This is a genomic window from Streptomyces malaysiense (genome assembly GCF_000980885.2).
Taxonomy (GTDB): domain Bacteria; phylum Actinomycetota; class Actinomycetes; order Streptomycetales; family Streptomycetaceae; genus Streptomyces; species Streptomyces malaysiense.
In genome coordinates this window covers 65,551-91,416 of sequence record NZ_LBDA02000034.1, presented here as the reverse complement: position 1 = coordinate 91,416, position 25,866 = coordinate 65,551, and the positions used below count along the sequence as shown (strand labels likewise).

Genomic DNA, 25,866 nt, shown 5'->3' with positions numbered 1-25,866 from the left:
TCCATGCGGAAGTCCCTCAGAGCGGCCGCCGCCGGCGCCGCCTGCGTCGTCGCCGGTGCCGCCCTGTACGGCGCGGGCGCGGCCACGGCCGGTCAGTCGACGGCCAACTCCACCCACGAGCCCTACAACATAGGGCTCCTGACGAAGGACATCGACACCTACTACGGCACCACCGTCGACAGCGACGGCGTCTACCAGGCGTCGCCGACCAGCCCGTACGCCAAGGACCTGGCGCGGATCGACAAGGACGCCAAGAAGTACATCGACCGGGCCGCCCGTACCTCGCGCGCGCACCACCGCAAGCCCGCCGTCATGTTCGACATCGACGACACGCTGCTGCTGAGCCTCGACTACGAGAAGCGCAACAACTACAGCTACAGCTCGGCCACCTGGAACGACTACGTCAGCCAGGCCAACCGTCCCGCCGTCTTCGGCAGCCCCGAGCTGGTCCGCTACGCCCAGTCCAAGGGCGTCACGGTCTTCTACAACTCGGGCCTCACCGAGGCGCAGCGCGATGCCGCGGTCGCCAACCTGAAGAAGGTCGGCGCCGACGTCAACCTGGACGCCGGCCACATGTTCCTCAAGGACACCGCCAACCCGCCGGCCTACCTCCAGGACTGCGCCACCCCGGGTGCCTGGAAGTGCACGACCGTCCAGTACAAGGCCGGTACCCGCGAGCACATCGAGAACGACCTCGGTTACCGGATCATCGCCGACTTCGGCGACCAGTACTCGGACCTGGACGGCGGCTACTCCGGCCGTACGTACAAGCTGCCGAACCCGACGTACTTCGTCGGCTGAGGTCTCCCGGCGCGTTCCGGGGCCCCGCGGGCCCCGCTGACGTCCGGCGCCCCCGCCACCGGCCGCCGCTGTCGCGGCGCCGTGGCGGGGGCGCGGTGGTTCCCGGCGGCCGGCGGCGCGCCCGCGTCACTTCTTCAGCGCCGCCGCCATCATGGCCCGCGCCACCGGTGCCGCCAGCCCGTTGCCGCTGACCTCCGAGCGCGCCGCGTCCGACTGCTCGACCATCACGGCCACGGCCACCTCCTTGCCGGTGCTGTCGGACTTGCCGAACGAGGTGAACCAGGCGTACGGCGTCTTGCTGTTGTTCTCGCCGTGCTGCGCGGTACCGGTCTTGCCGCCGACGGTCACGCCGTCGATCAGCGCGTTGGTGCCGGTGCCGTCCTTGACCACGGTCTCCATGGCGGACCGGAGCTGGGCCGCGGTCCCGGCGCTGATGATCCGCTTGCTGCCGGTGTCGCCGTCGTAGTCGTGCACCACGTCACCGGCGCTGTCCACGGTCCGGGACACCATGTGCGGCGAGGGCAGCTCGCCGCCGTTCGCGATCGCCGCGGACACCATGGCCATCTGGAGCGGGGTCGCGGTGACGTCGTACTGGCCGATGCCGGTCAGCGCGGTCGAGGACTTGTTCATGTCCTTCGGGTAGACGCTGGGGTAGGCACGCACCGGCACGTCCTGGTGGTCGTCGTTGAAGCCGTACTTCTCCGCCATGGCCCGCACCTTGTCCTGGCCGAGGTCGACGGCCATCTTGGCGAAGACGTTGTTGCAGGAGTACTGGAGCGCCACCCGGATCGGGGCGTTGCGGCAGGGCGCCGAGGGGTTCTCGTTGGCCAGGTCGGTCACCGTGCCCGGCAGCCGGTACGGGTCGGGGCTGTCGGTGTGCTGGTCCACGTTCTTGTACAGCCCGCTCTCCAGCGCGGCCGAGGCCACGACCAGCTTGAACGTGGAGCCGGGCGGCAGCGGCTGGCGCAGCGCGCGGTTGGTCATCGGCTTGTCCGGGTCCGCGTTGAGCCGCTGCCAGGCGGAGCCGGCCGTGTTGGCGTCGGTGAGGGCCGAGGGGTCGTACGACGGTGTCGACACGGCGGCCAGGATGCGGCCGGTCTTCGGGTCGATGGCGACGGCCCCGCCCTTCTTGTCGCCGAGCGCGTCGTAGGCGGCCTTCTGCACCGCCGGGTCGATGGTGGTGACCACGTCGCCGGGGTCGGCCCGCTCGCCGGTGAGGGTGTCCATCACCGTCTTCAGGCCCGGGTCGGTGCCGTTGAGCAGATCCGTGTAGATGCCCTCCAGCTGTGTGGGCGCGTACGCCTGCGAGGCGTAACCGGTCACCGCCGCGTACAGCTTGCCGTCCTTGTACGTGCGCTTGTAGGCGAGGTCGCCTCCCTTGGTCCGGGCCGAGCCGGTGATGGCGTTCCCGGCCACGATGATGTTCCCGAGCGGCTGCGAGTACGTCTCGATCGCGTTGCGCCGGTTGTTCGTGTCGTCCGCGAGGGCCTGTCCGTCGTAGAACTGCACCCAGGTCGCCCTGGCCAGCAGGGCGATCACGAGCAGCAGCGAGAAGACGGACGCTCGCCTGATCGTCTTGTTCATCCCGTTCATCCCGCACGGAAGACGTCCGGGAGGGGCGCCGACGTTCCCTCCTGCCGGGATTTCTCATGTCCCGTTCATCCCGAGCACACCTGTTCATCCCGTTCTCATGCGCCTGTGGCTCATGCGTCCAGGACGAGCACGACCTCCTCGATCTCCTCGCCCCGGCCGTTGGCGAAGCCCCGGGCCCGGACGGACTCGCGGAATCCGCACTTGGCCAGGACCCGCAGCGAGGCGGTGTTGTCGGCCGCCGCCCGCGCGTACAGCGGCCGCTCGGGGACCTCGGCGAGTAGGGCGCGCAGCGCGGCCGTCGCCACGCCCCGGCCCCAGTAGGCGCGGTCGATCCAGTACGTCACCTCGCGCTCACCGGGCTCCCCGTAGACCGCCGCGCTGCCGGCCACCCGCCCGTCGGCCACCACCGTGCGCAGCACGTCACGGGAGGCGCGGATCCGTCTGAGACGGGCCTCGAAGGCGTCCCGGTCGGCCGGGTCCTGGGGGCCGAACGCGGCCATCCGCAGGGCCACCGGGTCGGTCATCTGCCGGAAGAACAACGGCAGGTCCTCGTCGCGGACGGTCCGCAGCGCGATCTCCATGGGGCCCGAGACTACGACGGTACGACCGCCGCGCCGTCCCCCGTCGCGTCGGCGAGGCCCCGGGAGCCGCCGCCTCCGGGCGGAACGTCCGGCCTCGTGGACGGTGTCCGGTGTGAAGAACACCGGGAACCGGCGGCACGGGCGCGGCGTCCTCCGTCCCATGATCAGTGAACCCGGAAGCACCCTGGAGATCCGCACCGCGCTGCCCGCCGAGGCCGGGACGATCGCCGAGCTGCACCTGCGCGCGCGCTCGACGTACTACCCGGACGGTGTGCCGCAGGCGGAGTACGACTGGACCGAGGCGTGGCGGGGGTCCATCGAGCGGGCCGACGGGCGGGTGCTGTGCGCCGTCCGGGAGGGCCGGCCGGCCGGGGTGGCCTCCTTCCGGACACCGGACGGAGCCGGCGCGGACACCGTCAAGCTGTTCCAGTTCCACGTCGACCCGGACCACTGGCAAAGCGGCATCGGCACGGCCCTGCACGCGGCCTGCGTGGCGGAGTGGCGGGCGGCCGGGCGGCGCACGGCGGTGCTCGACGTGCACGTGGACAACCTGCGGGCCCAGCGCTTCTACACCCGGATGGGCTGGGTACCGGACCCCGGGAACCCGCCCGCGCCGGGGGACCACCACCTGTTCCTGCGGTACGCCGTGCCGCAGGGGGAATGACCGGGGGCATTTGAACGTTCACGTACTCGGCGGAGATCGTCTCCGCACCCGTACGACCCGGAAAGAGCCGAAGACATGCGCGTCGAGATCTGGAGCGACATCGCCTGCCCCTGGTGCTATGTGGGCAAGGCCCGCTTCGAGAAGGCGCTCGCCGCCTTCCCGCACCGCGAGGACGTCGAGGTGGTCCACCGCTCCTTCGAACTGGACCCCGGCCGCGCCAAGGGCGATGTCGAGTCCGTGCTCACCATGCTGACCAGGAAGTACGGCATGACCGAGGCGCAGGCCGAGGCCGGGGAGGACAACCTGGGCGCCCAGGCCGCCGCCGAGGGCCTGGACTACCGCACCCGGGGCCGCGACCACGGCAACACCTTCGACATGCACCGCCTGCTGCACCTGGCCAAGGACCGCGGCCGGCAGGACGAGCTGATCCAGGCCCTGTACCGGGCCAACTTCGCCGAGGAGCGGTCCGTCTTCGCCGAGGGCGACGAGCGGCTGGTCGAGCTGGCCACCGGAGCCGGGCTGGACGCGGCCGAGGCGCGCGCGGTGCTCGCCGACCCGGAGGCGTACGCCGACGCGGTGCGCGAGGACGAGCGCGAGGCCGCCGAGCTGGGTGCGAACGGTGTCCCCCTTTTCGTGCTCGACCGCAAGTACGGCGTCTCCGGCGCCCAGCCCGCCGAGGTCTTCACCCAGGCGCTCGACCGGGCCTGGGGCGAGCGCGCTCCGCTGGAGCCGGTCGGCCGGGACGGGGCCGCGGCCTGCGGGCCGGACGGGTGCGCGGTGCCGCCGAGGGACTGACGGTCCGGGGGAAACCCCCAGGTCGGTGCGGTCGTATAAGAATCCCTTGGCGTGTCCCCGTGGAAACGCGCGATGGACGGGGGCCTCGCCGGCCCGCACAGTGGCCTCATGGAGACCTTCGAGAGCCTCGTCCGCGCCGAGTTCCGTCCGGAGAACACCTATCTGAACACCGCGACCAGCGGCCTGCTCCCGGCCCGTACCCTCGCCGCGCTCCAGGAGGCGACGGCGATCCGGGCCGCGGGCCGGCCGCTGGACCCGCTGTTCGAGGACGTCGAGCGCGCCCGCGCCGCCTTCGCCCGCCTGGCCGGGGTCCCGGCGAGCCGGGTGGCGGCCGGCCCCTCGGTCGCGGCGCAGACCGGTCTGATCGCGGCCTCCCTGCCCGCGGGCGCCGAAATCCTCACCGCCGAGGACGACTTCACCTCCGTGGTGAACCCCTTCCATGTGCGCGGTGACCTCAAGGTGCGCGCCGTACCCCTGGAGCGGCTCGCCGAGTCCGTGCGCCCCGGCACGGCGCTGGTCGCGGTCAGCGCCGCGCAGTCCGCCGACGGCCGGATCGCCGATCTGCCCGCACTGCGCGAGGCGGCCCGCGCCCACGGCGCGCGCACCTACGTCGACTTCTCGCAGGCCGCCGGCTGGCTGCCGATCGACGCGGACGGCTACGACTACACCGTCGCCACCACCTTCAAGTGGCTGCTCGGCCCGCACGGCGCCGCCTTCCTCGTCGTCCCCGAGGACCTCGGCGAGCTGACCCCGCTGCTCGCCGGCTGGGTCGCGGCCGAGCACCCCTGGGACAGCTGCTACGGACCGGTCGCCGAACTCGCCCGCAGCGCGCGCCGGTTCGACGTCAGTCCCGGCCTGTTCACCTACAGCGGGGTCCACTCCTCGCTCACGCTGATCGAGGAGCTGGGCGTGGCCGCCGTACACGCGCACGACCTGGCGCTCGCCGACCGCTTCACGCGCGGGCTCGCCCGGCTGGGGCACGAGCCGCTGCCCGCGCCCGGCTCGGCCATCGTCTCCGTGCCCGGACTCGGCTCGAAGCAGGCGGAGTTGAGCCGCGCCGGCATCCAGGTGTCCGACCGGGCGGGCAACCTGCGCGCGTCCTTCCACCTCTACAACACGGCGGCGGACGTGGACCGGCTGCTCGACGCGCTGGACTGACGGGCCGGTCGGGGCCGGCACATGACCGGGCCGGGGCCTCCCGTCCCACACGTGGAGGCCCCGGCCCGGTGATCGAAGGCGCCTGCAGGCCGAGATCGAACGGCTCCGGCGGCGGTTCCCGGCTCCCTCAGCCCTGACCCTGTCCCAGGGCCCGGCCTTGTCCCTGGCCCGGCCCCGGGCGCCGGCCCGTTCCCTGACCACCGGCGCGCTTCTGGCTGCCCCCGGTGCGCTGATGCGCCGGGTGGTCGACCGGTGTGCCGCGGTAGCAGCCGACGGTGTACGGAAACTCCAGAGTGGCGTCGTAGTGGTACACCGTCGTCTCCTTGCCGTTCCACACCACCTTGCTCGTACGCCCGTGGCACGCGTCGAGGTCGGCGTTGGTCGGAAGGTCGCCCTTGTCGTCCCGCTCGACGTAGATACCGAAGCCGTCCAGCGCGTACCCGACGAGCGTCGATCCCTTGCCGGCGGCCGCGGAGAGCAGACAGGACGGGATGTCGTGGTAGTGGTAGTCCTCCGCGCCGTCAGGATGCCCGTCGCACGAGTCCTGGGTTTCGTGGGCCGCCGCGTCCCGTCCTGCGTCGTCGATGGCGTTGTAGAGGTAGACCCCGTTCTTCAGCACACCGATCGCCCCCATGGAGACGCAGGTGGGGCCGTCGGCGAGGCTCGGGGCGAGCGGCAGGCTGAGGCTGACGGTCTGCGACTTGATGGCGTTGGGGTTGGTGTCGTACTGATAGGCGGGGTCGGACTGCGCGATGGGGAAGGTGCCGGTGGTCTGGTGGGTCGGCAGGTCGTGCGAGGTGATGACCCGGGAATCGCCCTGGACGGTCTCGGTGTAGTCGGCGTCCGGCCAGCTGTGCGAGCCCTGAACGCTCACCTTCGCGGTGGAGTCCCAGGTCTTGTCCGCGGTGTCGAGCCAGGGGCCGTCATGGCGTGCTCCACCGCCCCGGAAGGAGGTCGTGCACGAGTCGATGTAGCCGGTCTGCGGGGAGGTCGCGACCTTGTCGTCGCCGAGCGGGATCTTCTTGGGGTCGGTGACCCCGGACCAGGCCGCGGGGACGGCTCCACCGGGCACCGAGGGCGCCGGGCTCACGGACTGCCCCGGCGCGGCGGACCGCCGGCCAACCGAGTCGGTGGCGGCCCCAGGCCCACAGGCCGCCATCAGCACCGCGCTGCCCGCCAGGGCGAGCCCGCGCAGCGCGAACCTGCGGGATCTCGTCAGGACAGCGCCGCGGGGCCGTCGGGCCTTGTGGGTCACTGCCGCTTTCGCTGTCACTGTTCCGCTGCTCCTTTGCTCGGGGAAGGCGGGGCAACGCCGTCGCCGTCCCGGCGACAACACGTACCGACCGCCAAAGCCCCAGGCTCTGCCAGTCCGCTGATCCAGCACGCTGTCAGTCCCAGGAGCGCGGGGCGCTGAAGCTTTCCTGAAGGTTGGCTGAAACCTCGCGCGCGCCCCGCTCCCGCGGATCTCGGGGCAGGCGCACCAGGAAGGTGGCGCCGCCTCCCGGGGTCTCCAGCGCGGACACCGTCCCGTCACAGCTGTTCACCAGCGCCGCCACGATGGCGAGACCGAGTCCCGAACCCGCTCGCGTACGCGCACGGGACCCGGCGGGGCGGAAGAAGCGGTCGAACACATAGGGGCGGTCCGCTGCCGCGATCCCGGGGCCGTGGTCGGCCACCCGGATCTCGACCACGGGGCCGACCGCCTCGGCGGTGATCCGGGTAGAGGTGCCGGGCGGGGTGTGGTTACGCACGTTCGCCAGCAGGTTCCCGAGGATCTGCCGCAGGCGCAGCCGGTTCGCCCGGACGGTCGTGGGGCTGTCCGGGAGATCCAGCTCGACGGGGTGGGCGGGGCCGAACGTGCGGTGCTCCTCGACCGCCTCGGCGAGGACCTCGGTCAGGTCGATGGAGGTGGCGAGCACCCCGCCCTCGCCCCGGCCGGAGTCCGCGTCTGCGCCGGTGGCCGAATCCGTGGCCGTTTCCGCGCCCGTGGCTTCGTGATCGAGCCGCGCCAGGAGCAGCAGGTCCTCCACCAGCCCGGTCATCCGCTCCGTTTCCGAGGCGATCCGCGCCATGGCCCGTTCGAGCCGGGGGCCGGGCGGCAGCCCTCCGCGTCCGTGGAGCTCGGCGTAGCCGCGGACGAGCGCGAGGGGCGTACGCAGTTCGTGGGAGGCGTCGGCGACGAACTGCTCCAGCCTGAGCCGGGCGGCTTCGCGGGCGGCGAGGGACGCCTCGAGCTGGGTGATCATATGATCGAAGCCCGTGGTCAGCCGACCGATCTCATCGCGGGGGGAGCGGGGGGACGCGGGCCCGGTGGTCGCGGTGCGGCGTGTCAGGTCACCGGCGGCCACCGCCTCCGTGGCGTGCACCAGATCGTCCAGAGGGCGCAGTTCCCTGCGCATCACCCACCAGCCCATGCCACCGCCGAAGGCCGCGACGGCGCCACCACCGAGTACCAGGCTCCACAGCAGCAGGCTCGTCGTCTGCGCCACCGAGCCCAACGACACGGCGAAGACGGTCACCCCGCCGTCGGGCCGGCGGACGGCGGTCCAGTGGTACCGCAGTGTCCCGTCCACGCTCTGCGCGGTCCTGATGGCGCCGTCCCGGCTACCGGCCAGCGCGCTCCTCCAGGGGACATCCGGCAGGGAATCCGGATCCCCGGTCAGGTCCGAGGGCGTGGCCTCCTCGAGGCGTCCGCGCGCGCCGTACCGCAACAGGGCGACCTGCCGGGCCGGGGGCTGGGCCCGGTCGGCGGGGACGCCGTACCGGCCAGGCTGCGGCTCGGCGCGGGCGCGCAGCAGCCGGGTGTCGGCCTCGTGGACGAGGTGGGAGCGGGTCCACCACAGGGTGCCACCGCCCAGGATCGCGACCGCGCCGGTGAGCAGGGCGGCCACCAGGAGGGCGAGACGCGCTCGCAGCCGCATGTCTCAGTCCCCTTCCACCCGCAGCACGTAGCCGAAGCCGCGTACCGTGTGGATGAGGGCCGGGCCGTGCGCGTCGATCTTCCTGCGCAGCTGGCTGATGTGCACCTCGACCATGTTGCCGTCGCCGCGTCCGCCGTCGGCGTGCCCCCAGACGGCCTCGATGATCTGCGCCTTCGAGAGGACCTGGCCGCTCCTGTGGAGCAGGTACCGCAGAACCCGGTACTCGGTCGGGGACAGGACGACCTCCGTCCCACCCCGGGTCACCAGGTGGGCCCGGTCGTCCAGGACGAGATCAGCGAAGCGCAACGCCCGGTCCTCCGACCCGGTCCGTCGGCTGCGGCGCAGTACGGCGGCGATCCGCAGGGTCAGCTCCTCCAGGCTGAAGGGTTTCGTCAGGTAGTCGTCACAGCCCTGGGCGAACCCGGTGCGCAGATCGGCACGGCTGTCCCGCGCGGTGAGGAAGATGACCGGCAGCTCGCATCCGGCCCTGCGCAGCCGCCCGCACACCTCGAACCCGTCGAGGTCGGGCAGGGTGACATCGAGGATCAGCAGATCGCACTCGGGGTCCGGGCCGACGGACAGGCACTCGCGGCCGCTCGACATGGTGACGATGTCGTACCCCTCGTGCCGCAGAGCAGCCTCCAGCAGCTCGGCCAAGGGTTCGTCGTCTTCGACGAGGAGGATCCGGGCACGTGGAGGCCGGGCGTTCGTCCCCGAGGTCGTCACCTTCATGCGCGGGATGGTAGGAGGGGGACCTGTGAGCGGCGGCTGGAGGAGACCCACCGCCTCGCGGGCGCCGCCCGAGTGCCCGCAGAACTTGCCCGCGTATTGCCCGTGGACACCCGCGGAAGGCCGGTGACAGCCGGACGCGGTCGGACCCGCCGCCCTTCCCAGGGAGGCGGGTCCGACTGTGTTGCGGGAGCTTGCATGCCCGGCCCGAGGGGCAGTCCCACACCGCCTCACAGGCCCGGCATGCGGCTCCGTTTTTCCTGGTCAGCCCAGGTGCGGGCTCACCGGACCGGGGTGAAGTCCCGAGCCCCGACGAACTCGGGCCGGCGGATCGGTGCCGCGAACGGCTCCACCGCCGTGTTCTCCACGCTGTTGAACACGATGAAGACGTTGCTGCGGGGGAACGGCGTGATGTTGTCCCCGGAGCCGTGCATGCAGTTGCAGTCGAACCAGGTGGCCGAGCCCGGCTTGCCGGTGAACAGCTTGATGCCGTACTCACCCGCCAGCTCGGTCAGCGCCTCGTCGGACGGGGTGCCCGCGTCCTGCATCTGGAGCGACTTCTTGTAGTTGTCCTTGGGCGTCTCGCCCGCGCAGCCCAGGAACGTCCGGTGCGAGCCCGGCATGATCATCAGGCCGCCGTTGGTGTCGTGGTTCTCGGTCAGCGCGATCGAGACGGACACCGTGCGCATGTTCGGCAGACCGTCCTCGGCGTGCCAGGTCTCGAAGTCCGAGTGCCAGTAGAAGCCGCTCGCGCCGAAGCCCGGCTTGACGTTGATCCGCGACTGGTGGACGTACACGTCCGAACCGAGGATCTGGCGGGCCCGGCCGACCACGCGCTCGTCGTGCACCAGCTTGGCGAACACCTCGCTGATCCGGTGCACCTCGAAGACCGAGCGGATCTCCTGGGACGACGGCTCCACGATGGAGCGCTCGTCGAAGCGGATCGCCGGGTCGGCTACCAGCCGGTCCAGCTCCTGCCGGTAGATCTCGACCTCGGCGGGTCCGATCAGCTGGTCGACGGCGAGGAAGCCGTCACGCTCGAACGCCTGGAGATCGCCCGCCTCGATCGGTCCCGGTGTGTCGGGCGAGCCCCAGACGACCGGGTCCTGGCGGGGGACGGTCACCTCGGTGGCACCACGGGTCGGGTAGAGGTCCTTCACGGTGGCGGTGGTCATGTTCCTCAGACCTCCTCGGGCTCGGTGAGCAGCGGGTAGACGCCGTTCTCGTCGTGGTCCTCCCGCCCGGTGACGGGCGGGTTGAACACGCAGATGCAGTGGAAGTCCTCCTTGACCCGCAGTGTGTGCCGCTCGTGACCGTCCAGGAGGTACATGGTGCCGGGCGTGATGGTGTACGTCTTCCCGGTCTCGCGGTCGGTCAGCTCGGCCTCGCCCCTGGTGCAGACGACGGCCTCGACGTGGTTGGCGTACCACATCTGCGTCTCGGTCCCCGCGTACAGGATGGTCTCGTGCACGGAGAAGCCGACCCGCTCCTTGGCCAGGACGATGCGCTTGCTCTCCCAGGTGCCCGACTTCGACTTGACGTGCCGGTCGGTGCCTTCGATGTCCTTGAACGATCGGACGATCACGGTGGTGCTTCCTCCTGGTCGGACGTTGCGGTCAGACGTTGCGTCGGACGGTTTTGGTCAGACGGATTCGGTCAGACGGTTTCCCGGACGGCGCGGGCGAGGATGCTCAGGCCCTCGTCCAGCTCGTCGGGGGTGATGGTCAGGGCCGGCAGCAGCTTGACGACCTCGCTCTCCGGCCCCGAGGTCTCGATGAGCAGACCCAGTTCGAAGGCCCGCCGCGCGATGCGCCCGGCACGGTCCTTGTCGTGGAACTCCATGCCCCACACCAGACCGCGCCCGCGGTACTCCTTGACGTCGGCGAGGTTCTCCTCGGTGATGGAGATCAGCGCCTGCTCGACCTGCTCGCCGCGGGCACGGGTCTGCTTCTCCATGGCCGAGCCGTCGGTCCAGTACGCCTCCAGGGCCGCGGCGGCGGTGACGAACGCGGGGTTGTTGCCGCGGAAGGTGCCGTTGTGCTCGCCCGGCTCCCAGACGTCCAGCTCGGGCCGGAGCAGGCACAGCGACATCGGCAGGCCGTAGCCGCTGATGGACTTCGACACCGTGACGATGTCGGGCGTGATGCCGGACTCCTCGAACGAGAAGAAGGCACCGGTGCGGCCGCAGCCCATCTGGATGTCGTCGACGATCAGCAGCATGTCCTGCCGCTCGCACAGCTCCTTGAGCGCGCGCAGCCACTCGGGCCGGGCCACGTTGATGCCGCCCTCGCCCTGCACGGTCTCCACGATCACGGCGGCGGGCTTGTTCAGACCGGAGCCCTGGTCCTCCAGGAGCCGCTCGAACCACAGGAAGTCCGGGACGGTGCCGTCGAAGTAGTTGTCGAACGGCATCGGGGTGCCGTGCACCAGCGGGACGCCGGCGCCGGCCCGTTTGAAGGCGTTGCCGGTCACCGCGAGCGAGCCCAGGGACATGCCGTGGAAGGCGTTGGTGAAGGACACGATGGCCTCGCGGCCCTTCACCTTCCGGGCCAGCTTCAGCGCCGACTCCACGGCGTTGGTGCCCGTCGGGCCCGGGAACATGACCTTGTACGGCAGGTCGCGCGGGCGCAGCACCAGGTCCTGGAAGGTCTGGAGGAAGGAGCGTTTGGCCGTGGTCGACATGTCCAGGCCGTGAGTGACCCCGTCCCGGGACAGGTAGTCGATCAGTGCCCTCTTGAGTACCGGGTTGTTGTGGCCGTAGTTGAGCGATCCGGCGCCGGCGAAGAAGTCGAGGTACGCGTGGCCGTCCTCGTCGTACATCCGGCTGCCCTGCGCGCGGTCGAACACGGTGGGCCAGCCGCGGCAGTAGCTGCGCACCTCGGACTCGACGGTCTCGAAGACGCTGAGGTCGGGCTGGGTGATGGTCACTGTGATTCGCTCCTCAGTGGGCGTGGGAATCGGTCAACGGGCCGATGCGGTAGAGGAATTCGGAGTCGTGCGGGCCGTCCGGGAACAGCTCGGCGGGGAACAGCACCTCGCGGGTGAGGTGCGCGCCGTGCCGCTCGGCGAACGAGGTGAACAGCCGCTCGGAGGCGGTGTTGCCGGGCGTGATGGTGGTCTCGACGCGGGTGACCCCGTGCTCGGCGGCGAGCCGCGCGGTCAGTCCGTCCAGCAGGGCGGCGGCGATGCCGCGGCCTCGGTGGGCGGAGTCCACGGCGACCTGCCAGACGAGCAGGGTGTCCGGGCGGTCGGGCCGCACGTACCCGGTGATGAATCCGACGGGTGTGCCGTCCGCACCGCGCGCCACCGCCGAGGTGCCGGCGAAATCCCGGCACCACAGCAGATAGCTGTAGGACGAGTTCAGATCGAGCGTTTTCGAGTCCTTGGCCAGACGCCAGAGCGCGGCGCCGTCGGCCGTGGCCGGTCGGTCTATGAGCAGGTCTGCGGGTGCGGCGGTCATGCGGCACGAATTTAGCGATGCGAATTAAAAAATGCACGACCATGGGTGCGGCGCCACTTGGAGCGAAGCGTGAAATGTACCTTTTGCCCTACGGCAAAGTGGGGCAAAATCCCCTCATTGTGGGGTGTGTCACACCCTGGAAACCTTCGGAAATCTCCTGGAAAACTGGCCGGTTTAGCACTGCGGAAAGCGGGCAGAAGAGTATGGGAAGCTACCTACGGGAATAGGCAAGAATTAGCGGGAATTATAGAACCGAATTGAATTCGAGCTCGGCCGGTGCCGTCTGTTCGTTCACGGAGAATGCCCGCGCGTCTTCCGTCGCGCGGGCCGTACTCGTGCTCACCGGTCCCCGGCGGTTACCGCCAGGCCCGCTCCACTGCCTGCCGCGCGGCCTCCGGGTCCACCGCCGCGCCCTGTGCGGCGAGGGCGGCGCCCAGGGCGGCGAGCGAGTCCTGGACGGCGGACTCGGTGGCGTCCGGGCCGTAGTGGTTGACCCGGATCATCTCCGCGGCCAGGGCGCCGCCGCCCGCGGCCAGCGGGAGGGCGGGGCCGGCGGCCAGCGCGGCGGCGACCAGGTCGCGGGCCACGAGCGACGGGGGGACGCGCAGGGTGGTGGCGACCGGGGCGGCGTCCGCGGCGTCGTGGACGTACGGCTCCAGGCCGCCGCCCAGGGCCGACGCGCCCGCCCGGGTGGCCTCGGCCGCGCGGCGGTGGCGGGCCGTCACCGCGTCCAGGCCGTCCGCCTCGATCCGCTCCAGGCAGGCGTCCAGCGCCAGCATCTCCAGCTGCGCCGGGGCGTGCGGCAGCATCCTGCGGCCGGCGTCCAGCCAGCGCTCCTTCCAGTCCAGCAGGGAGAGGTAGGAGCGGCGCGGCGCGTCGGGGTTCGCCGCCATCCGGGCCCAGGCCCGCTCGCTCACCGAGATCGCCGACACGCCCGCCGGGCCGCCCATCGCCTTCTGCGCGCCGATCACGCACAGGTCCACGCCCCACGCGTCCGGCAGCACCGGCTCGGCGCCCACCGAGGCGACCGCGTCCAGATAGAACAGCGCGCCCTGCTCCCGCACCGCCTCGCCGATCTCCGCGACCGGGTTGGTGTTGCCGGTCGCCGCCTCCGCGTGCACCAGCGAGACGAAGTCGATCTCCGGGTGCTCGGCGAACGCGGCACGGATCTGCTCCGCCCGCACCGCCGTGTGGAAGGGGACCGAGATGTCGTGCACGGTCGCGCCGGCGTCCCGCAGCCAGTCGCCGAAGGTCTGCCCGTAGGGGCCGGTGATCACGTTCAGCGCCACCGTGCCCGGACCGGCGGCGGCGCGTATCGCGCCCTCCAGCGGCAGCAGCGCCTCGCCCTGGGTGATGAGTACGTCCTGCCGGGTGTCCAGCAGCCGGGCCACCCGGTCCTCGATCGCGGCGAAGCGCCGCGCGGTCAGCGGGGGCAGGTCGAGGAGGGGGTGCGTCACGGCGGTGCTCTCTCTTCGTCGGGAGGTTCGCAGGGCTCACGGCGGTCTGCTCCCCCCGATCCTAGGTCCAGGCTCCCCGAGGCCATGGGTTTGGTTTGAGATACCCAAACATTTCCTTATAATCGGAACCTGCCTTTCCCTGCTCAGGAGATTCCCCCATGAAAACGCCCTTCGGACGCCGGACCCGCCTGCTGGCCGCCACCACCGCGACCGCGGGCCTCGTGCTCGTCGTGGCGGGCTGCTCCTCCGGCGGCTCGGGGAGCGGTCAGACGGTGGCGGGCGGTGTCCACCTCGCCAACGCCGGAAAGCTCACCACCTGCACCCACCTGCCCTACCCGCCGTTCCAGTCGGTGGTCGACGGCAAGGTGCAGGGCTTCGACGTCTCCCTGATCGACCTCGTCGCCAAGGACCTCGGCGTCAAGCAGCAGATCGTGGACACGCCGTTCGAGAACTTCAAGACCGGCGCCTTCCTGAACTCCGGCCAGTGCGACCTGGCCGCCGCCGGCATGACGATCACCCCCGAGCGCGCGAAGAACGTCGACTTCTCCGACCCGTACTTCGAGGCCACCCAGGCCGTGCTGGTCGCCAAGGGCAGCGGGATCGACTCGCTCGCCGCCGCCAAGGGCAGGAAGGTCGGCGCCCAGGCGCAGACCACCGGTGAGGACTTCGCCAAGCAGAAGGGCCTGGACCCGGTCTCCTTCGCCTCCTCCGACGCCGTCCTCAACGGCCTGCGCACCGGCCAGGTCCAGGCCGTCGTCATCGACTACCCGGTGGTCCAGGGCTGGCTGAAGGACAAGGCCACGGCGGCCAGGTTCAAGGTGGTCGACAACCTGAAGACCGGCGAGCAGTACGGCTTCACGGTCAAGAAGGGCAACAAGCCCCTGCTGAAGGCCATCGACAAGGCCCTGGAGGACGCCAAGGCCGACGGCACCTACAAGAAGATCTACGAGAAGTGGATCGGCCCGTACGACTCCTCCGTCGCCTCCCCGGCGGGTTCCTGACCCCATGGCCGACACGGACACCGGCGTCCAGCCGAAGCGCACGGGGCTGACGCGCACGCAGAAGCGCAGGCTCTCGCGCGGCGCCCAGTACGCCGTCCTCGCCGCCGCGGTGATCGCCTTCGCGCTCACCGCGGACTGGGGGCGGCTCCAGAACCAGTTCGCGCAGCCGGAGATCGCCAGGCAGCTGTTCCCGGACCTCATCACGGTCGCCCTGAAGAACACCGTGCTGTACACGCTGTCCGGGTTCGTCGTCGGCCTGGCCCTCGGCGTGGTCATCGCCCTGATGCGGCTGTCCTCCGTGGGCCCCTACCGCTGGCTCGCCGGCATCTACGTCGAGATCTTCCGCGGCCTGCCCGCACTGCTGATCTTCATCTTCGTCGGCGTCGGTGTGCCGCTGGCCTTCCCGACCGTGCAGTACCCGGGCGGCACCTACGGCAAGGTCGCCGTCGCCCTCGGTCTGGTCTCCGCCGCCTACATGGCCGAGACCATCCGCGCCGGCATCCAGGCGGTGCCCAAGGGGCAGATGGAGGCGGCCCGTTCGCTCGGGTTCTCGCCCGCGCGGGCCATGGTCTCGATCATCCTGCCGCAGGCCTTCCGCATCATCCTGCCGCCGCTGACCAACGAACTCGTCCTGCTCTTCAAGGACTCCTCGCTGGTGCTGTTCCTCGGGGTCACCCTGGAACAGCGCGAACTGTCCAAGTTCGGCAACGACCTGGCCAGCCAGACCGCCAACTCCACGCCGATCCTGGTGGCGGGCCTGTGCTATCTGCTGATCACCATCCCGCTCAGCCTCGTCGTACGCCGTATGGAAACCAAGGCCCTCAGGGAGATCAGGTGACCAGCCCCGAGATCCGCGTCCAGGGGCTGCACAAGTCCTTCGGCGACAACCACGTGCTGCGCGGCATCGACCTGGAGATCGCCCAGGGCGAGGTCGTCTGCGTCATCGGCCCGTCCGGCTCCGGCAAGTCCACGCTGCTGCGCTGTGTGAACCTGCTGGAGGAGCCCACCGAGGGGCAGGTCTTCGTCGGCGGCACCGAGGTCACCGACCCGGACGTCGACATCGACGCCGTCCGCCGCCGGATCGGCATGGTCTTCCAGCAGTTCAACCTCTTCCCGCACCTCAGCGTCACCGAGAACCTCACGCTGCCGCAGCGCCGGGTGCTCGGGCGCGACAAAGCGGCGGCCGAGCGCGTGGCCGCCGGGAACCTGGCCCGGGTGGGCCTCGCGGAGAAGGCGGACGCCCACCCCTCCGCCCTCTCCGGCGGCCAGCAGCAGCGCGTGGCCATCGCCCGCGCGCTGGCCATGGACCCCGAGGTGATGCTCTTCGACGAGCCGACCTCGGCCCTCGACCCGGAGCTGGTCGGCGACGTCCTCGCGGTCATGCGGTCCCTCGCGCGGGAGGGCATGACGATGATGGTCGTCACCCACGAGATGAGCTTCGCGCGCGAGGTCGCCGACCGGGTCGTCTTCATGGACGGCGGGGTGATCGTGGAGGAGGGCCGCCCCGAGCAGGTCATCGGCGCCCCGCGGCACGAGCGCACCCGTCACTTCCTCTCCCGCCTCCTCGACCCGGCGACGGCCGAGGTGGAGGAGGGCCTTCCGGAGGCGGGGGGACCCGACCGGGCGTAGCCCTCTAAGGTGCCGGTATGAGCGATCAGCCGGTGCTGCACGTCAAGGGCAGGGTCCTCGTCGGACCGCAGGACGTACGCGACGAACTGTGGGTGGTCGGCGGCCGGGTGTCGTACGACCGCCCCGCCGGGGCCCGGGACATCCGGACCGTGGCGGGCTGGGCGCTGCCCGGACTCGTCGACGCCCACTGCCATGTGGGCCTCGACGCGCACGGTCCGGTCGACGCGGAGACCGCCGAGAAGCAGGCGCTGACCGACCGGGAGGCGGGCACCCTGCTGATGCGGGACGCGGGCTCGCCCTCCGACACCCGCTGGATCGACGACCGCGCCGACCTCCCGAAGATCATCCGGGCCGGGCGGCACATCGCGCGCACCCGCCGCTACATCCGCAACTACGCCTGGGAGATCGAGCCGGACGACCTCGTCGCCTATGTCGCCCAGGAGGCCCGGCGGGGCGACGGCTGGGTCAAGCTGGTCGGCGACTGGATCGACCGCGAGGCCGGCGATCTCTCGCCCTGCTGGCCCCGCGAGGCGGTCGGGGCCGCGATCGCCGAGGCCCACCGGCTGGGCGCCCGGGTCACCGCGCACTGCTTCGCCGAGAACTCCCTGCGCGACCTGGTCGAGTCGGGCATCGACTGCATCGAGCACGCCACCGGCCTCACCGAGGACCTGATCCCGCTGTTCGCCGAGCGGGGCGTCGCCATCGTCCCCACCCTCGTCAACATCGCCACCTTCCCGCGGCTCGCGGACGGCGGCGAGGCCAGGTTCCCCCGCTGGTCGGCCCATATGCGCCGGCTGCACGAGCGCCGCTACGACACGGTGCGCTCCGCCTACGACGCCGGCATCCCGGTGTTCGTCGGCACCGACGCCGGCGGTTCGCTGCCGCACGGCCTGGTCGCGGCGGAGGTCGCCGAGCTGGTCACCGCGGGCATCCCGCCGGTCGAGGCGCTCGGGGCGACCAGCTGGTCCGCGCGCGCGTGGCTCGGGCGGCCCGGCCTGGAGGAGGGCGCCCCCGCGGACCTCGTGGTGTACGACGAGGACCCCCGGGCCGATGTGGGGGTGCTGGCGGCGCCGCGCCGGGTGGTGCTGAACGGGGGGATCGTCGAATAGAAGCACGGGCGCCGCGCGAGCGGGAGGGAACGCCTGTGCTTGGTGATTCGAAGAGGCGTGCGGAATTTCCACGTTTGAGTGAAGTGACCGAGGTTTGCTGACCGTTCACCCGCACTGACGACAAGGTTGACGGGTCCCAAGCAGTTCCAAGTGGGGGGTCCCACCGCCTTGAACAGCACCAACTTCCCTATGTCCGTGCGCCGTCTGGCCGCCGCGGCGACCGTCACCGCGCTGACCGCCGCGCCCGCCGTCCTGGGCGCGGGCGCGGCGCACGCCACCGAGAACCCCGGCCGCGCCACCGCCGTCGTCCTGCACACCGGGCTCGACGTGTCCCTGCTCGACAAGTCCGTCGACGTCCCGCTCGCCGTCTCCCTCAACGACGTCAAGGCACCCCGCAGCGCCGACCGGACCGCCTTGTCCACCCGGCTCGACGGGGTGGCGAACGGCGACCCGTTCACCGTCCTCAGCGCGGACGTGGCCCGCTCCCGGGTCACCGTCACCGACCGGCGCGCCGAGGGCTCCGTCCGCCTCGTGCACGCCAAACTGCACGTCCCCGGCCTGCCTCTGCTGTCCCTGATCGAGGTGGACACCGTCACCGCGCAGGCCACCTGCGAGGCGGGCAGGGCCCCGGCCGCCGACGCGAAGATCGTCGGCACGGTCACCGTCCTCGGCCGCCGTGTCACGCTCACCGCCGGGGGGCCGGTCGACGTCAAGGTGCCCGGCGTCGGCGAGGTCCGCCTCGACCTCGCGCGGCACAGCACCACCTCGCGTACGGCGGCCGCGACCGCGCTGCAGCTGAAGGTGTCCGTCAACCCGCTGAAGCTGAACGTCGCGGACGTCGAGGGCACGGTCACGCTGGCCAAGGCGACCTGCGAGTCCCCGATGGCCCCGCCCTCGAAGCCCCCGACGCAGAGCCACGACCCGGGCTCCGGCACCAAGCCCGGCTCGGCCTCCGGCACCAAGTCCGACGCCGCCCCGGTCTCCGACGTGAAACCGCAGGGCGGCTCCTCGCACACCGACCTCGCGGAGACGGGAGGCAACCCGGCGACGCCGTACCTCGCGGGCGGCGCGGTGGCGCTGCTGGCGGTGGGTGGTGGCGCGGTGCTGATGGCACGCCGCCGCAGGAGCTGACCGCGGGGTGAGGGACGGGACCGGGGAGGCCGGGGGAGCCTCGCCGGTCCCGCGGAGCGCGCCGATCCGCGACGGACGCGGCGCGTCCGGTGGCCGCCGCTTCGAGGGGCGGCCGCCGTCAGCCGAGGGCGGTCGACAGCGCGGTCAGGAAGGCGTCCGTCGTGCGCCGGTCGCGGACGGCGAGGCGTATCCAGCCGGCGCCGAGTCCGGGGAACGTGTCGCCGCGGCGCACGGCGTAGCCGAGGTCGCGCAGCCGGCGCCGTACGGCGGCCGCCTCCGGGACACCGACCAGTACGAAGGAACCCTCGGCCGGTCCCGCGACCCGCACCCCGCGGGGCGCGAGCGCGGACAGGCCCGCGACCAGGTGCGCCCGGTCCGCGGCGATGCGGTGGGCCGCGTGTCCCGCCTCCGCCAGGGCGCGGGAGGACACGCACGCCTCGGCGGCGGCCAGTGCCGGCGTGGACACCGGCCACAGCGGCTGCGCCCGTTCCAGCTCGGCGATGATCTCGGGCTCGGCCAGCACATAGCCGATGCGCAGACCCGCCAGCCCCCAGGTCTTGGTGAGGCTGCGCAGCACCACCAGACCGGGGACGTCCGTCCGCCCCGCCAGCGCCTCCCGCTCGCCCGGCACCGCGTCCATGAACGCCTCGTCCACCACCAGCACCCGCCCGGGGCGGGCGAGCCCGGCGATCACCGAGGCCGGGTGCAGGACGGACGTCGGGTTCGTCGGGTTGCCGATCACCACCAGGTCCGCCCGCTCCGGTACCAGCGCGGCATCCAGCCGGAAGCCCTCCCCGGGCCGCAGCAGGACCCGCTCCACCGTGTGCCCGGCTTCCCGCAGCGCCGCCTCCGGCTCGGTGAACTGCGGGTGCACGACGACCGGTTGCCGGACCTTGAGCGCGCGGGCGAGCAGCACGAACGCCTCCGCCGCCCCCGCCGTCAGCAGCACCCGCGACACCGGCAGCCCGTGCCGTGCCGCCACCGCCGCCCGCGCGGCCCGCCCGTCCGGGTAGGCCGCGAGGGAGGTCAGGGAGCCGGCGATCCGGTCGCGCAGCCACCGCGGGGGCGTGTCGGACCGTACGTTGACGGCGAGATCGACCAGCGCCGCGCCGTCGTCCCGTACCTCGGCGTCCCCGTGATGGCGCAGGTCGGGCCCGGGGCAGTCCTCAGTGGGCATGGCTGTGCGCGTGCCCGCCGTGGTGGTGGTGCCCGTGGCCGTCGTCGTCCGGGTGGAAGTGCGGCTGCTGCGGCAGGCCCACCTTGTCCTCGAAGCCCGGCAGCGCGATCCGGTACACGCACGAGTCGCAGTTCATGCGCAGATCGCCCTGGACGGCCTCCTCGTACCGTTCGAGCACCAGGTCGAGCAACTCCGGCTCGGGACCGATGACATCGGCCGAGGAGACGGCGGTCTCCGGGTGCGCGGCCGCCCACTCCTCGGTCTGCCGCCGCACCCGCTCCGGCAGGATCCCGGTGAACAGGAAGTAGGGGAGCACGACGATCTTCCGCGCCCCGAGCGCCGCGCAGCGGTCCAGGCCGCTCGGCACGTCGGGCGCCGCGAGGGACACGAACGCCGTCTCCACTCCGGCGTACCCCCGGCCCTCCCAGAGCAGCCGCGCCGCCTTGAACACCTCGGCGTTGGCGTCCGGGTCGGTGGAGCCGCGGCCGACCAGCAGCACGGTCACCTCCGCGCGGTCCTGGTCGCCGATCGCCTCGTCCAGGCGCCGCTCCAGTACGTTCAGCAGCGCCGGGTGCGGGCCCAGCGGGCGGCCGTAGGCGTACGAGATGCCCGGGTGCCGCTCCTTCTCGCGGGCCAGCGCGGCCGGGATGTCGCCCTTGGCGTGCCCGGCGGAGACCAGCATCAGCGGCACGGCCGCGAACCGGTGCACGCCGCGCGCCACCAGTTCGGCGACCGCGTCGCCGAGCGGCGGCGGGGACAGCTCGATGAAGCCGCCCGCGACGGGCAGGTCGGGCCGGCGGAGCCCCAGCTCCCGTACGAAGGCGCGGAACGCCTCGGCTCCGGCGTCGTCACGGGTGCCGTGGCCGGCGATCAGCAGGGCGGGCGGGTTGGTCACAGTGTCTCCTCGGACGGAATCGGTTGGTCGGGCAAGGTGTCGAGGGCGGCGGCCAGGACCGCCGAGCCGCCCTTCTCGGACCCGTCGCACGCGTCGGGCAGCCGCCGCGAGGACCCCTGCCCGGCGGGGCGCGCGATCCGGTTCACCGGATCTCCTCCGCACGTCCGCTCTGCCAGCGGTAGCCGCGCGGGGTCACCATGCGGCCGGCGACGGTACGGGTCGCGGTGTTGCCCACGGTGACGACGGTCATCATGTCCACGCTCGCCGGGTCGAGCCCGGCCAGCGTGGCGAGCCGGCTCGACCCGTCCGGCCGGGAGGCGTTGCGCACGACACCCACGGGCGTCGTCGGCGCGCGGTGCTCGGCGAGGATGCCGAGCGCCTTGGGCAGCTGCCAGTCGCGGCCCCGGGAACGGGGGTTGTAGAAGGTGACCACGAGATCCGCCTCGGCCGCCGCCCGCACCCGCCGCTCGATGACCTCCCACGGGGTGTGCAGGTCGGAGAGGCTGATGGAGACATGGTCGTGACCCAGCGGCGCGCCGAGGATCGCGGCGGCGGCCAGCGCGGCCGTCACCCCGGGCACCCCGATCACGTCGATGTCGTCGGACGCCTCGGCGAGCGCGGGCGAGGCCATGGCGTACACGCCCGCGTCCCCGCTGCCGATCAGCGCCACCGCGTGTCCGCGCCGGGCCTCCTCGACCGCGGTGCGGGCCCGCTCCTCCTCGGCGCCGAGCCCGGACTCCAGCACCCGGGTGCCGGGCCGCAGCAGATCGCGGATCTGGTCCACGTACTGGTCGAGCCCGACCAGCACCGAGGCCCGGCGCAGCTCGGCGGTCGCGCGCGGGGTGAGCAGATCCCGGGCGCCCGGCCCGAGCCCGACCACCGCGAGCCGCCCCCGCCCGGCCCTGCGCACCACGGCGCAGGTCGCCATCGCCGGGACGGCGTCCGACTTCCGCTTGGGGACGAGGAGTTCACCGCCGCCGAACAGCGCGGCCGCCTCGGCGACCGACGGGGTGCCGACGGCCGCGAGCGGCGCGGCCGAGGGGTTGGGCACCTCGACCGCGGCCAGCTCCTCGGCGGAGTACGTCACCACGGGCACGCCCAGCCGCCCGGCGGCGCCCAGGATGCCCGGCTCCCGCGACTTGGCGTCCACGGTGGCCAGTTCGGCGACGGACCGCGGGGACAGCCCCGCCTCCCGCAGCGTCCGCTCGATCAGCCCGAGCACCTCTTCCACCGGGGCGCCCCTGGACGCGCCGACCCCGACGACGAGGGAGGGCGGCCGCAGCAGCGCCTCCCGGTCGCCGGGCCGGACGTCCCGGTCGGTGAGCCGGATCGTGTACGACCCCTGCGGCGACACCGGCAGCGGGGGGAGCGGCCACGCCAGCTCGGCCGCGAGCGCGACCGGTTCGCCGTCCAGCAGGGCCCGGGACACGGCGGCGACCGCGCCCTCGCAGGGCAGCCCGAGCGTGTCCAGACCGGCCAGCCCCACGGCGTCCGTGGCGGTGGTCACCACCGGCTCCGCGCCGAGCAGCTCACCCACTTCCCGGGCGAGCTCGTTGGCTCCGCCGCCGTGCCCGCCGACCAGCGACACCGCGAACCGGCCGCCCTCGTCCACGCAGACCACGCCGGGGTCGGCCGCCTTGCTCGCGAGCAGCGGCGCGAGCAGCCGTACCGTCGCGCCCGTCGCCAGGAAGCACACGAGGTGCTCGCACTCGGCGAAGGCGGCCCGTACCGCCTCGGGGACCGGGCCCTCGTACACCCGGGTACGGTCCGGCCAGGCCGCGGCCAGCCGGTCCCGTGCCGACGCCCCCGCCGCGGTGGCGGAAATCAGGCCGATCACTGGTCAACTCCTTCGATGGGAACGGGGGTTCTGACGCCCCAGAGCAGAAACACCGGGTTGGTGGCCGCGAGCCGGGTCACCGCACCCGGCAGCGGGGCGAGCCGCGAGGACTGGAGCAGCACCCCGTCGCAGCCGAACCCGGCGCCGGTCAGCGCCTCGCGGGCCGCGGGCACCCGGTCCAGGGCGGCCAGGGCCACCACCACGGACCGGCGCGCACGCAGCGCGCACGCCCGGATGACGGCGGGCAGCTCGCGCCCCCCGCCGCCGATGAACACGGCGTCCGGGTCGTCGGCCAGTGCGGCCAGCGCGTCGGGCGCGGTGCCGTGCACCACGTCCACCCCGACGCCATGGGCGCGGGCGTTCTCCCGGATCCGGTCGACACCCTCCGCGGCCTTCTCGACCGCGACGACGGCCGCGCCGAGCCGCGCGCACTCCACCGCGACCGAGCCGGACCCGGCGCCCACGTCCCACACCAGATCCCCGAGCCGCGGCCCGATCCGCGCCAGCGCGAGCGCGCGCACCTCGAACTTGGTGATCATGGAGTCGCGGTGGGCGAACCCGGTTTCCTCCAGGGCCCATCGGGCCGGACCGGCGGGAACCCCCGCGACGGTGCGCGGCGGACCGGGTGCCGAGGGCTCCGCCAGGCACAGCACCACGCTCACCGCCGTGCCCCAGTCCCGTGCCGCGGCCTGCGCGGGCGTCACCCGGTCCAGCCGTTCCCGCTCCGGGTCGCCGAGCGCGGTGGCCACGACGAGGGTCCGGTCGCGGCCGGCGAGCGCGGCGCCCAGTTCGGCCGGGCCCGAGCCCGGACCCGTGAGCACGGCGACCTTCGGACGGGCGCGGCAGACGTTCACGGCGGTGCGCAGGTCCCTGCCGTGCGCGCTGACCACGAGCGCGTCGTCCCAGGGCAGCCCGAGCCGGGCGAACGCGGCGGCCACCGAGGAGACCCCGGGCCGTACCGACAGCCGCTCGGGCCCGAAGCGCTCGGCCAGCACCCGGACGATCCCGAAGAAGCCGGGGTCCCCGGAGGCCAGCACCAGCACCGGCAGCTCCTTGCCGACGTACCCGGCGATGGTGTCCAGCGCGGGCGCCAGCGGCCCGAGCACGACCCGTTCGGCGCCGGCGGGCAGCCGCACCGAGTCCAGGTGCCGGCGCCCGCCGACGACGAGCGCGGCGCCCGCCGCGACGTCCTCGGCGAGCGGCGTCCCCGTCCCCGTGCCGACGACCGTGATCACCTGCCCGCCCCCCGCTCGCGCAGCTCCCGCCGGGCCTGCGGGTCGGCCTTGCGGAAGCCGTGGAAGTGCCCGGGGTGGTAGAGGTGCGAGCGGGTGCCCTCCGCGGCCAGCGCGGGGCCGACCAGGAACAGCGTGTGCTTCCAGAGCCGGTGCTCCTTGACCGTCTCCTCCAGCGTGCCGAGCGTGCACCGCACGACCAGTTCCTCCGGCCAGGTCGCCTGGTGGGCGACGATCACCGGCGTGGACGTCGGATAGCCGCCCTCCAGCAGCTCCCGCACCAGCTGACCGCTGCGCGCCGCCGACAGGAAGACCGCCATCGTGGTGCCGTGCCGGGCGAACTCGCGCACCTCCTCGCCGGGCGGCATCGGCGTCTTGCCGCCGCCGAGCCGGGTGAGGACGACGGACTGCGCGACCTCGGGGACGGTCAGCTCGCGCTGTGCGAGGGCGGCCACCGCGGAGAAGGACGACACCCCGGGCACCACCTCGGTGGCGATGCCGATCTCCGCGCACCGGTCGAGCTGCTCCTGGGTGCCGCCCCACAGCGCCGGATCGCCGGAGTGGATCCGCGCCACCTTCAGGCCCTCGGCGCGGGCCCGCGCGTAGACCGCGACCACCTGCTCCAGGGACATGGCCGCCGAGTCCAGGACCTCCGCGTCCGCGCGCGCGTGCTCCAGCACCTCCGCCCGCACCAGGCTCGCCGCCCAGATCACCACGTCCGCCTCGGCGATCGCCCGCGCGGCCCGGAACGTCAGCAGGTCGGCGGCGCCGGGGCCCGCTCCGACGATGGTCACCTTCCCGAGGGGTGCCTCGGTGGGCGTGTCTGTGAGGGCGTCGGCCATCGGAAAAGTCCTCTCGTACGGAAAGCACACGGCAGTAGCGGGGTGAAATGTCAGGATGCGCGGTGATATGCGAGGTGCCCGATGTGCGCGAAGGCGCCTTCATCGGATAGCAAGTGCCTATGGCGGTCTTCGTCGCGCTCGGCGCGTTCCTGATGACGCTGGCCGGCGGCTGGACGGCTCAGCGGGTGACCGACCGACGGCATCTCGTCCTGGGACTCGCCGGCGGTCTGATGCTGGGCGTGGTCGGCCTCGACCTGCTGCCGGAGGCGCTGCGCGCCGCCGACCGCGAGATCTTCGGCGTACCCGCGGCCCTGCTGCTGTTCGTGGCCGGTTTCCTCCTCGCCCACCTCGTGGAACGCACCCTCGCGGCCCGCCAGGCCGCCCACGGCGGGGACGAGCACGACCATCACCGGGCGCCCGAGGTGGGCCTCACCGCGGCGGGCGCGATGGTGGGCCACAGCGCCATGGACGGCGTCGCCATCGGTGCCGCCTTCCAGGTCGGCAGCGGCATGGGCACGGCCGTCGCGCTCGCCGTGATCGCCCATGACTTCGCCGACGGCTTCAACACCTTCACCATCACCAGCCTGTACGGCAACGCCCGCCGCCGAGCCATCGGGATGCTGGTCGCGGACGCCTGCGCCCCCCTGCTGGGCGCGCTGTCGACCGTCTTCTTCCACATCCCCGAACCGGTGCTCGGCGGCTACCTCGGACTCTTCGGCGGCGTCCTGCTCTACCTCGCCGCCGCCGAGATCCTGCCCGAGGCCCATCACGAGCACCCCGCCCGCTCCACCCTGCTGTGCACGGTGGCCGGGGCCGCGTTCATCTGGCTGGTGGTCGGCATCTCCGGCTGACCG

26 protein-coding genes are annotated in these 25,866 nt (G+C 72.6%); 10 read left to right on the top strand and 16 right to left on the bottom strand.

Annotated features, from left to right (window positions below; all coding sequences use genetic code 11):
• Positions 1-3 precede the first annotated feature (3 nt).
• Complete coding sequence (locus VT52_RS15700) at positions 4-801, top strand: HAD family acid phosphatase (protein WP_046417075.1); 798 nt, start codon at positions 4-6, stop codon at positions 799-801.
• 126 nt (positions 802-927) lie between these two features.
• Here the strand turns inward: VT52_RS15700 and VT52_RS15695 are convergent, their stop codons facing one another.
• Positions 928-2,385, bottom strand: a complete 1,458-nt coding sequence (locus VT52_RS15695; RefSeq protein WP_046417142.1) for a peptidoglycan D,D-transpeptidase FtsI family protein — start codon at positions 2,383-2,385, stop codon at positions 928-930.
• 119 nt (positions 2,386-2,504) lie between these two features.
• On the bottom strand, positions 2,505-2,975 hold the full coding sequence (locus VT52_RS15690) for a GNAT family N-acetyltransferase (protein ID WP_046417074.1): 471 nt from the start codon (positions 2,973-2,975) through the stop codon (positions 2,505-2,507).
• Between the two features lie 160 nt (positions 2,976-3,135).
• Here VT52_RS15690 and VT52_RS15685 point away from each other — a divergent pair, with 160 nt between their 5' ends.
• From VT52_RS15685 to VT52_RS15675, 3 genes are all read left to right on the top strand, one after another.
• Complete coding sequence (locus VT52_RS15685; RefSeq protein ID WP_046417141.1) at positions 3,136-3,639, top strand: GNAT family N-acetyltransferase; 504 nt, start codon at positions 3,136-3,138, stop codon at positions 3,637-3,639.
• 75 nt (positions 3,640-3,714) lie between these two features.
• Complete coding sequence (locus VT52_RS15680) at positions 3,715-4,434, top strand: DsbA family oxidoreductase (RefSeq protein ID WP_046417073.1); 720 nt, start codon at positions 3,715-3,717, stop codon at positions 4,432-4,434.
• Between the two features lie 108 nt (positions 4,435-4,542).
• Positions 4,543-5,592 carry an aminotransferase class V-fold PLP-dependent enzyme gene (locus VT52_RS15675; RefSeq protein WP_046417139.1) on the top strand — a complete coding sequence of 350 codons (1,050 nt, stop codon included), beginning with the start codon at positions 4,543-4,545 and terminating at the stop codon, positions 5,590-5,592.
• A 127-nt stretch (positions 5,593-5,719) separates the two neighbouring features.
• Here VT52_RS15675 and VT52_RS15670 read toward each other — a convergent pair whose 3' ends face one another.
• From VT52_RS15670 to VT52_RS15635, 8 genes are all read right to left on the bottom strand, one after another.
• A complete protein-coding gene (locus VT52_RS15670; RefSeq protein WP_167377705.1) occupies positions 5,720-6,682 on the bottom strand; it encodes a YHYH protein in 963 nt (320 codons plus the stop codon).
• A 298-nt stretch (positions 6,683-6,980) separates the two neighbouring features.
• Entirely contained in the window at positions 6,981-8,513 is a 1,533-nt protein-coding gene (locus VT52_RS15665) for a sensor histidine kinase (RefSeq protein WP_053055412.1), read from the bottom strand.
• Positions 8,514-8,516: 3 nt separating this feature from the next.
• The gene (locus VT52_RS15660) at positions 8,517-9,245 is read right to left on the bottom strand and encodes a response regulator transcription factor (protein ID WP_046417071.1); all 729 of its coding nucleotides are present in this window, start codon (positions 9,243-9,245) and stop codon (positions 8,517-8,519) included.
• Positions 9,246-9,523: 278 nt separating this feature from the next.
• Complete coding sequence (gene thpD / locus VT52_RS15655; RefSeq protein WP_046417069.1) at positions 9,524-10,417, bottom strand: ectoine hydroxylase; 894 nt, start codon at positions 10,415-10,417, stop codon at positions 9,524-9,526.
• A gap of 5 nt (positions 10,418-10,422) precedes the next feature.
• Positions 10,423-10,827, bottom strand: a complete 405-nt coding sequence (locus tag VT52_RS15650; RefSeq protein ID WP_046417067.1) for an ectoine synthase — start codon at positions 10,825-10,827, stop codon at positions 10,423-10,425.
• A 71-nt stretch (positions 10,828-10,898) separates the two neighbouring features.
• Positions 10,899-12,170: a diaminobutyrate--2-oxoglutarate transaminase gene (ectB, locus tag VT52_RS15645; protein ID WP_046417066.1), complete on the bottom strand. Its 1,272-nt coding sequence runs from the start codon at positions 12,168-12,170 to the stop codon at positions 10,899-10,901.
• 13 nt (positions 12,171-12,183) lie between these two features.
• Positions 12,184-12,702, bottom strand: coding sequence for a diaminobutyrate acetyltransferase (ectA, locus tag VT52_RS15640; RefSeq protein ID WP_046417064.1), 519 nt, complete (start codon positions 12,700-12,702; stop codon positions 12,184-12,186).
• A gap of 356 nt (positions 12,703-13,058) precedes the next feature.
• A complete protein-coding gene (locus VT52_RS15635; protein WP_046417063.1) occupies positions 13,059-14,159 on the bottom strand; it encodes a pyridoxal-phosphate-dependent aminotransferase family protein in 1,101 nt (366 codons plus the stop codon).
• Positions 14,160-14,317: 158 nt separating this feature from the next.
• Here VT52_RS15635 and VT52_RS15630 point away from each other — a divergent pair, with 158 nt between their 5' ends.
• From VT52_RS15630 to VT52_RS15610, 5 genes are all read left to right on the top strand, one after another.
• Positions 14,318-15,160, top strand: a complete 843-nt coding sequence (locus VT52_RS15630) for a basic amino acid ABC transporter substrate-binding protein (RefSeq protein WP_046417062.1) — start codon at positions 14,318-14,320, stop codon at positions 15,158-15,160.
• A gap of 4 nt (positions 15,161-15,164) precedes the next feature.
• The gene (locus VT52_RS15625; protein WP_046417060.1) at positions 15,165-15,998 is read left to right on the top strand and encodes an amino acid ABC transporter permease; all 834 of its coding nucleotides are present in this window, start codon (positions 15,165-15,167) and stop codon (positions 15,996-15,998) included.
• Positions 15,995-16,789 (top strand): amino acid ABC transporter ATP-binding protein, encoded by a 795-nt coding sequence (locus VT52_RS15620; RefSeq protein ID WP_046417058.1) that lies wholly within the window; start codon positions 15,995-15,997, stop codon positions 16,787-16,789. Before VT52_RS15625 ends, VT52_RS15620 begins: the two co-directional genes overlap by 4 nt.
• 17 nt (positions 16,790-16,806) lie before the next feature.
• Complete coding sequence (locus VT52_RS15615) at positions 16,807-17,898, top strand: amidohydrolase family protein (RefSeq protein ID WP_046417057.1); 1,092 nt, start codon at positions 16,807-16,809, stop codon at positions 17,896-17,898.
• A gap of 168 nt (positions 17,899-18,066) precedes the next feature.
• Positions 18,067-19,029 (top strand): SCO1860 family LAETG-anchored protein, encoded by a 963-nt coding sequence (locus VT52_RS15610; protein WP_046417135.1) that lies wholly within the window; start codon positions 18,067-18,069, stop codon positions 19,027-19,029.
• 118 nt (positions 19,030-19,147) lie between these two features.
• Here the strand turns inward: VT52_RS15610 and cobC are convergent, their stop codons facing one another.
• From cobC to cobM, 6 genes are read right to left on the bottom strand one after another with little or no spacing between them, the layout of a single operon-like run.
• A complete protein-coding gene (gene cobC / locus VT52_RS15605; RefSeq protein WP_046417055.1) occupies positions 19,148-20,206 on the bottom strand; it encodes an Rv2231c family histidinol phosphate aminotransferase CobC in 1,059 nt (352 codons plus the stop codon).
• Positions 20,196-21,101 carry a sirohydrochlorin chelatase gene (locus tag VT52_RS15600; RefSeq protein WP_046417054.1) on the bottom strand — a complete coding sequence of 302 codons (906 nt, stop codon included), beginning with the start codon at positions 21,099-21,101 and terminating at the stop codon, positions 20,196-20,198. Before VT52_RS15600 ends, cobC begins: the two co-directional genes overlap by 11 nt.
• The gene (locus VT52_RS37985) at positions 21,098-21,247 is read right to left on the bottom strand and encodes a hypothetical protein (protein ID WP_167377704.1); all 150 of its coding nucleotides are present in this window, start codon (positions 21,245-21,247) and stop codon (positions 21,098-21,100) included. The genes VT52_RS15600 and VT52_RS37985 overlap by 4 nt, the downstream gene beginning before the upstream one ends.
• The gene (cobJ, locus tag VT52_RS15595; RefSeq protein WP_046417052.1) at positions 21,244-22,938 is read right to left on the bottom strand and encodes a precorrin-3B C(17)-methyltransferase; all 1,695 of its coding nucleotides are present in this window, start codon (positions 22,936-22,938) and stop codon (positions 21,244-21,246) included. The genes VT52_RS37985 and cobJ overlap by 4 nt, the downstream gene beginning before the upstream one ends.
• A complete protein-coding gene (locus tag VT52_RS15590) occupies positions 22,935-24,173 on the bottom strand; it encodes a bifunctional cobalt-precorrin-7 (C(5))-methyltransferase/cobalt-precorrin-6B (C(15))-methyltransferase (RefSeq protein ID WP_046417051.1) in 1,239 nt (412 codons plus the stop codon). The genes cobJ and VT52_RS15590 overlap by 4 nt, the downstream gene beginning before the upstream one ends.
• Complete coding sequence (cobM, locus tag VT52_RS15585) at positions 24,170-25,012, bottom strand: precorrin-4 C(11)-methyltransferase (RefSeq protein WP_046417049.1); 843 nt, start codon at positions 25,010-25,012, stop codon at positions 24,170-24,172. Before cobM ends, VT52_RS15590 begins: the two co-directional genes overlap by 4 nt.
• Before the next feature lie 119 nt (positions 25,013-25,131).
• Here cobM and VT52_RS15580 point away from each other — a divergent pair, with 119 nt between their 5' ends.
• Positions 25,132-25,863 (top strand): ZIP family metal transporter, encoded by a 732-nt coding sequence (locus tag VT52_RS15580; RefSeq protein WP_037656666.1) that lies wholly within the window; start codon positions 25,132-25,134, stop codon positions 25,861-25,863.
• The last annotated feature ends 3 nt before the right edge of the window (positions 25,864-25,866 follow it).

Bases quoted from the DNA above. Each gene is read 5' to 3' on its own strand.
- VT52_RS15700 (WP_046417075.1), top strand. From the start codon at position 4: ATGCGGAAGTCCCTCAGAGCGGCCGCCGCCGGCGCCGCCTGCGTCGTC.
- VT52_RS15695 (WP_046417142.1), bottom strand. From the start codon at position 2,385: ATGAACAAGACGATCAGGCGAGCGTCCGTCTTCTCGCTGCTGCTCGTG.
- VT52_RS15690 (WP_046417074.1), bottom strand. From the start codon at position 2,975: ATGGAGATCGCGCTGCGGACCGTCCGCGACGAGGACCTGCCGTTGTTC.
- VT52_RS15685 (WP_046417141.1), top strand. From the start codon at position 3,136: ATGATCAGTGAACCCGGAAGCACCCTGGAGATCCGCACCGCGCTGCCC.
- VT52_RS15680 (WP_046417073.1), top strand. From the start codon at position 3,715: ATGCGCGTCGAGATCTGGAGCGACATCGCCTGCCCCTGGTGCTATGTG.
- VT52_RS15675 (WP_046417139.1), top strand. From the start codon at position 4,543: ATGGAGACCTTCGAGAGCCTCGTCCGCGCCGAGTTCCGTCCGGAGAAC.
- VT52_RS15665 (WP_053055412.1), bottom strand. From the start codon at position 8,513: ATGCGGCTGCGAGCGCGTCTCGCCCTCCTGGTGGCCGCCCTGCTCACC.
- VT52_RS15660 (WP_046417071.1), bottom strand. From the start codon at position 9,245: ATGAAGGTGACGACCTCGGGGACGAACGCCCGGCCTCCACGTGCCCGG.
- thpD (WP_046417069.1), bottom strand. From the start codon at position 10,417: ATGACCACCGCCACCGTGAAGGACCTCTACCCGACCCGTGGTGCCACC.
- ectA (WP_046417064.1), bottom strand. From the start codon at position 12,702: ATGACCGCCGCACCCGCAGACCTGCTCATAGACCGACCGGCCACGGCC.
- VT52_RS15630 (WP_046417062.1), top strand. From the start codon at position 14,318: ATGAAAACGCCCTTCGGACGCCGGACCCGCCTGCTGGCCGCCACCACC.
- VT52_RS15625 (WP_046417060.1), top strand. From the start codon at position 15,165: ATGGCCGACACGGACACCGGCGTCCAGCCGAAGCGCACGGGGCTGACG.
- VT52_RS15615 (WP_046417057.1), top strand. From the start codon at position 16,807: ATGAGCGATCAGCCGGTGCTGCACGTCAAGGGCAGGGTCCTCGTCGGA.
- cobC (WP_046417055.1), bottom strand. From the start codon at position 20,206: ATGCCCACTGAGGACTGCCCCGGGCCCGACCTGCGCCATCACGGGGAC.
- cobM (WP_046417049.1), bottom strand. From the start codon at position 25,012: ATGGCCGACGCCCTCACAGACACGCCCACCGAGGCACCCCTCGGGAAG.
- VT52_RS15580 (WP_037656666.1), top strand. From the start codon at position 25,132: ATGGCGGTCTTCGTCGCGCTCGGCGCGTTCCTGATGACGCTGGCCGGC.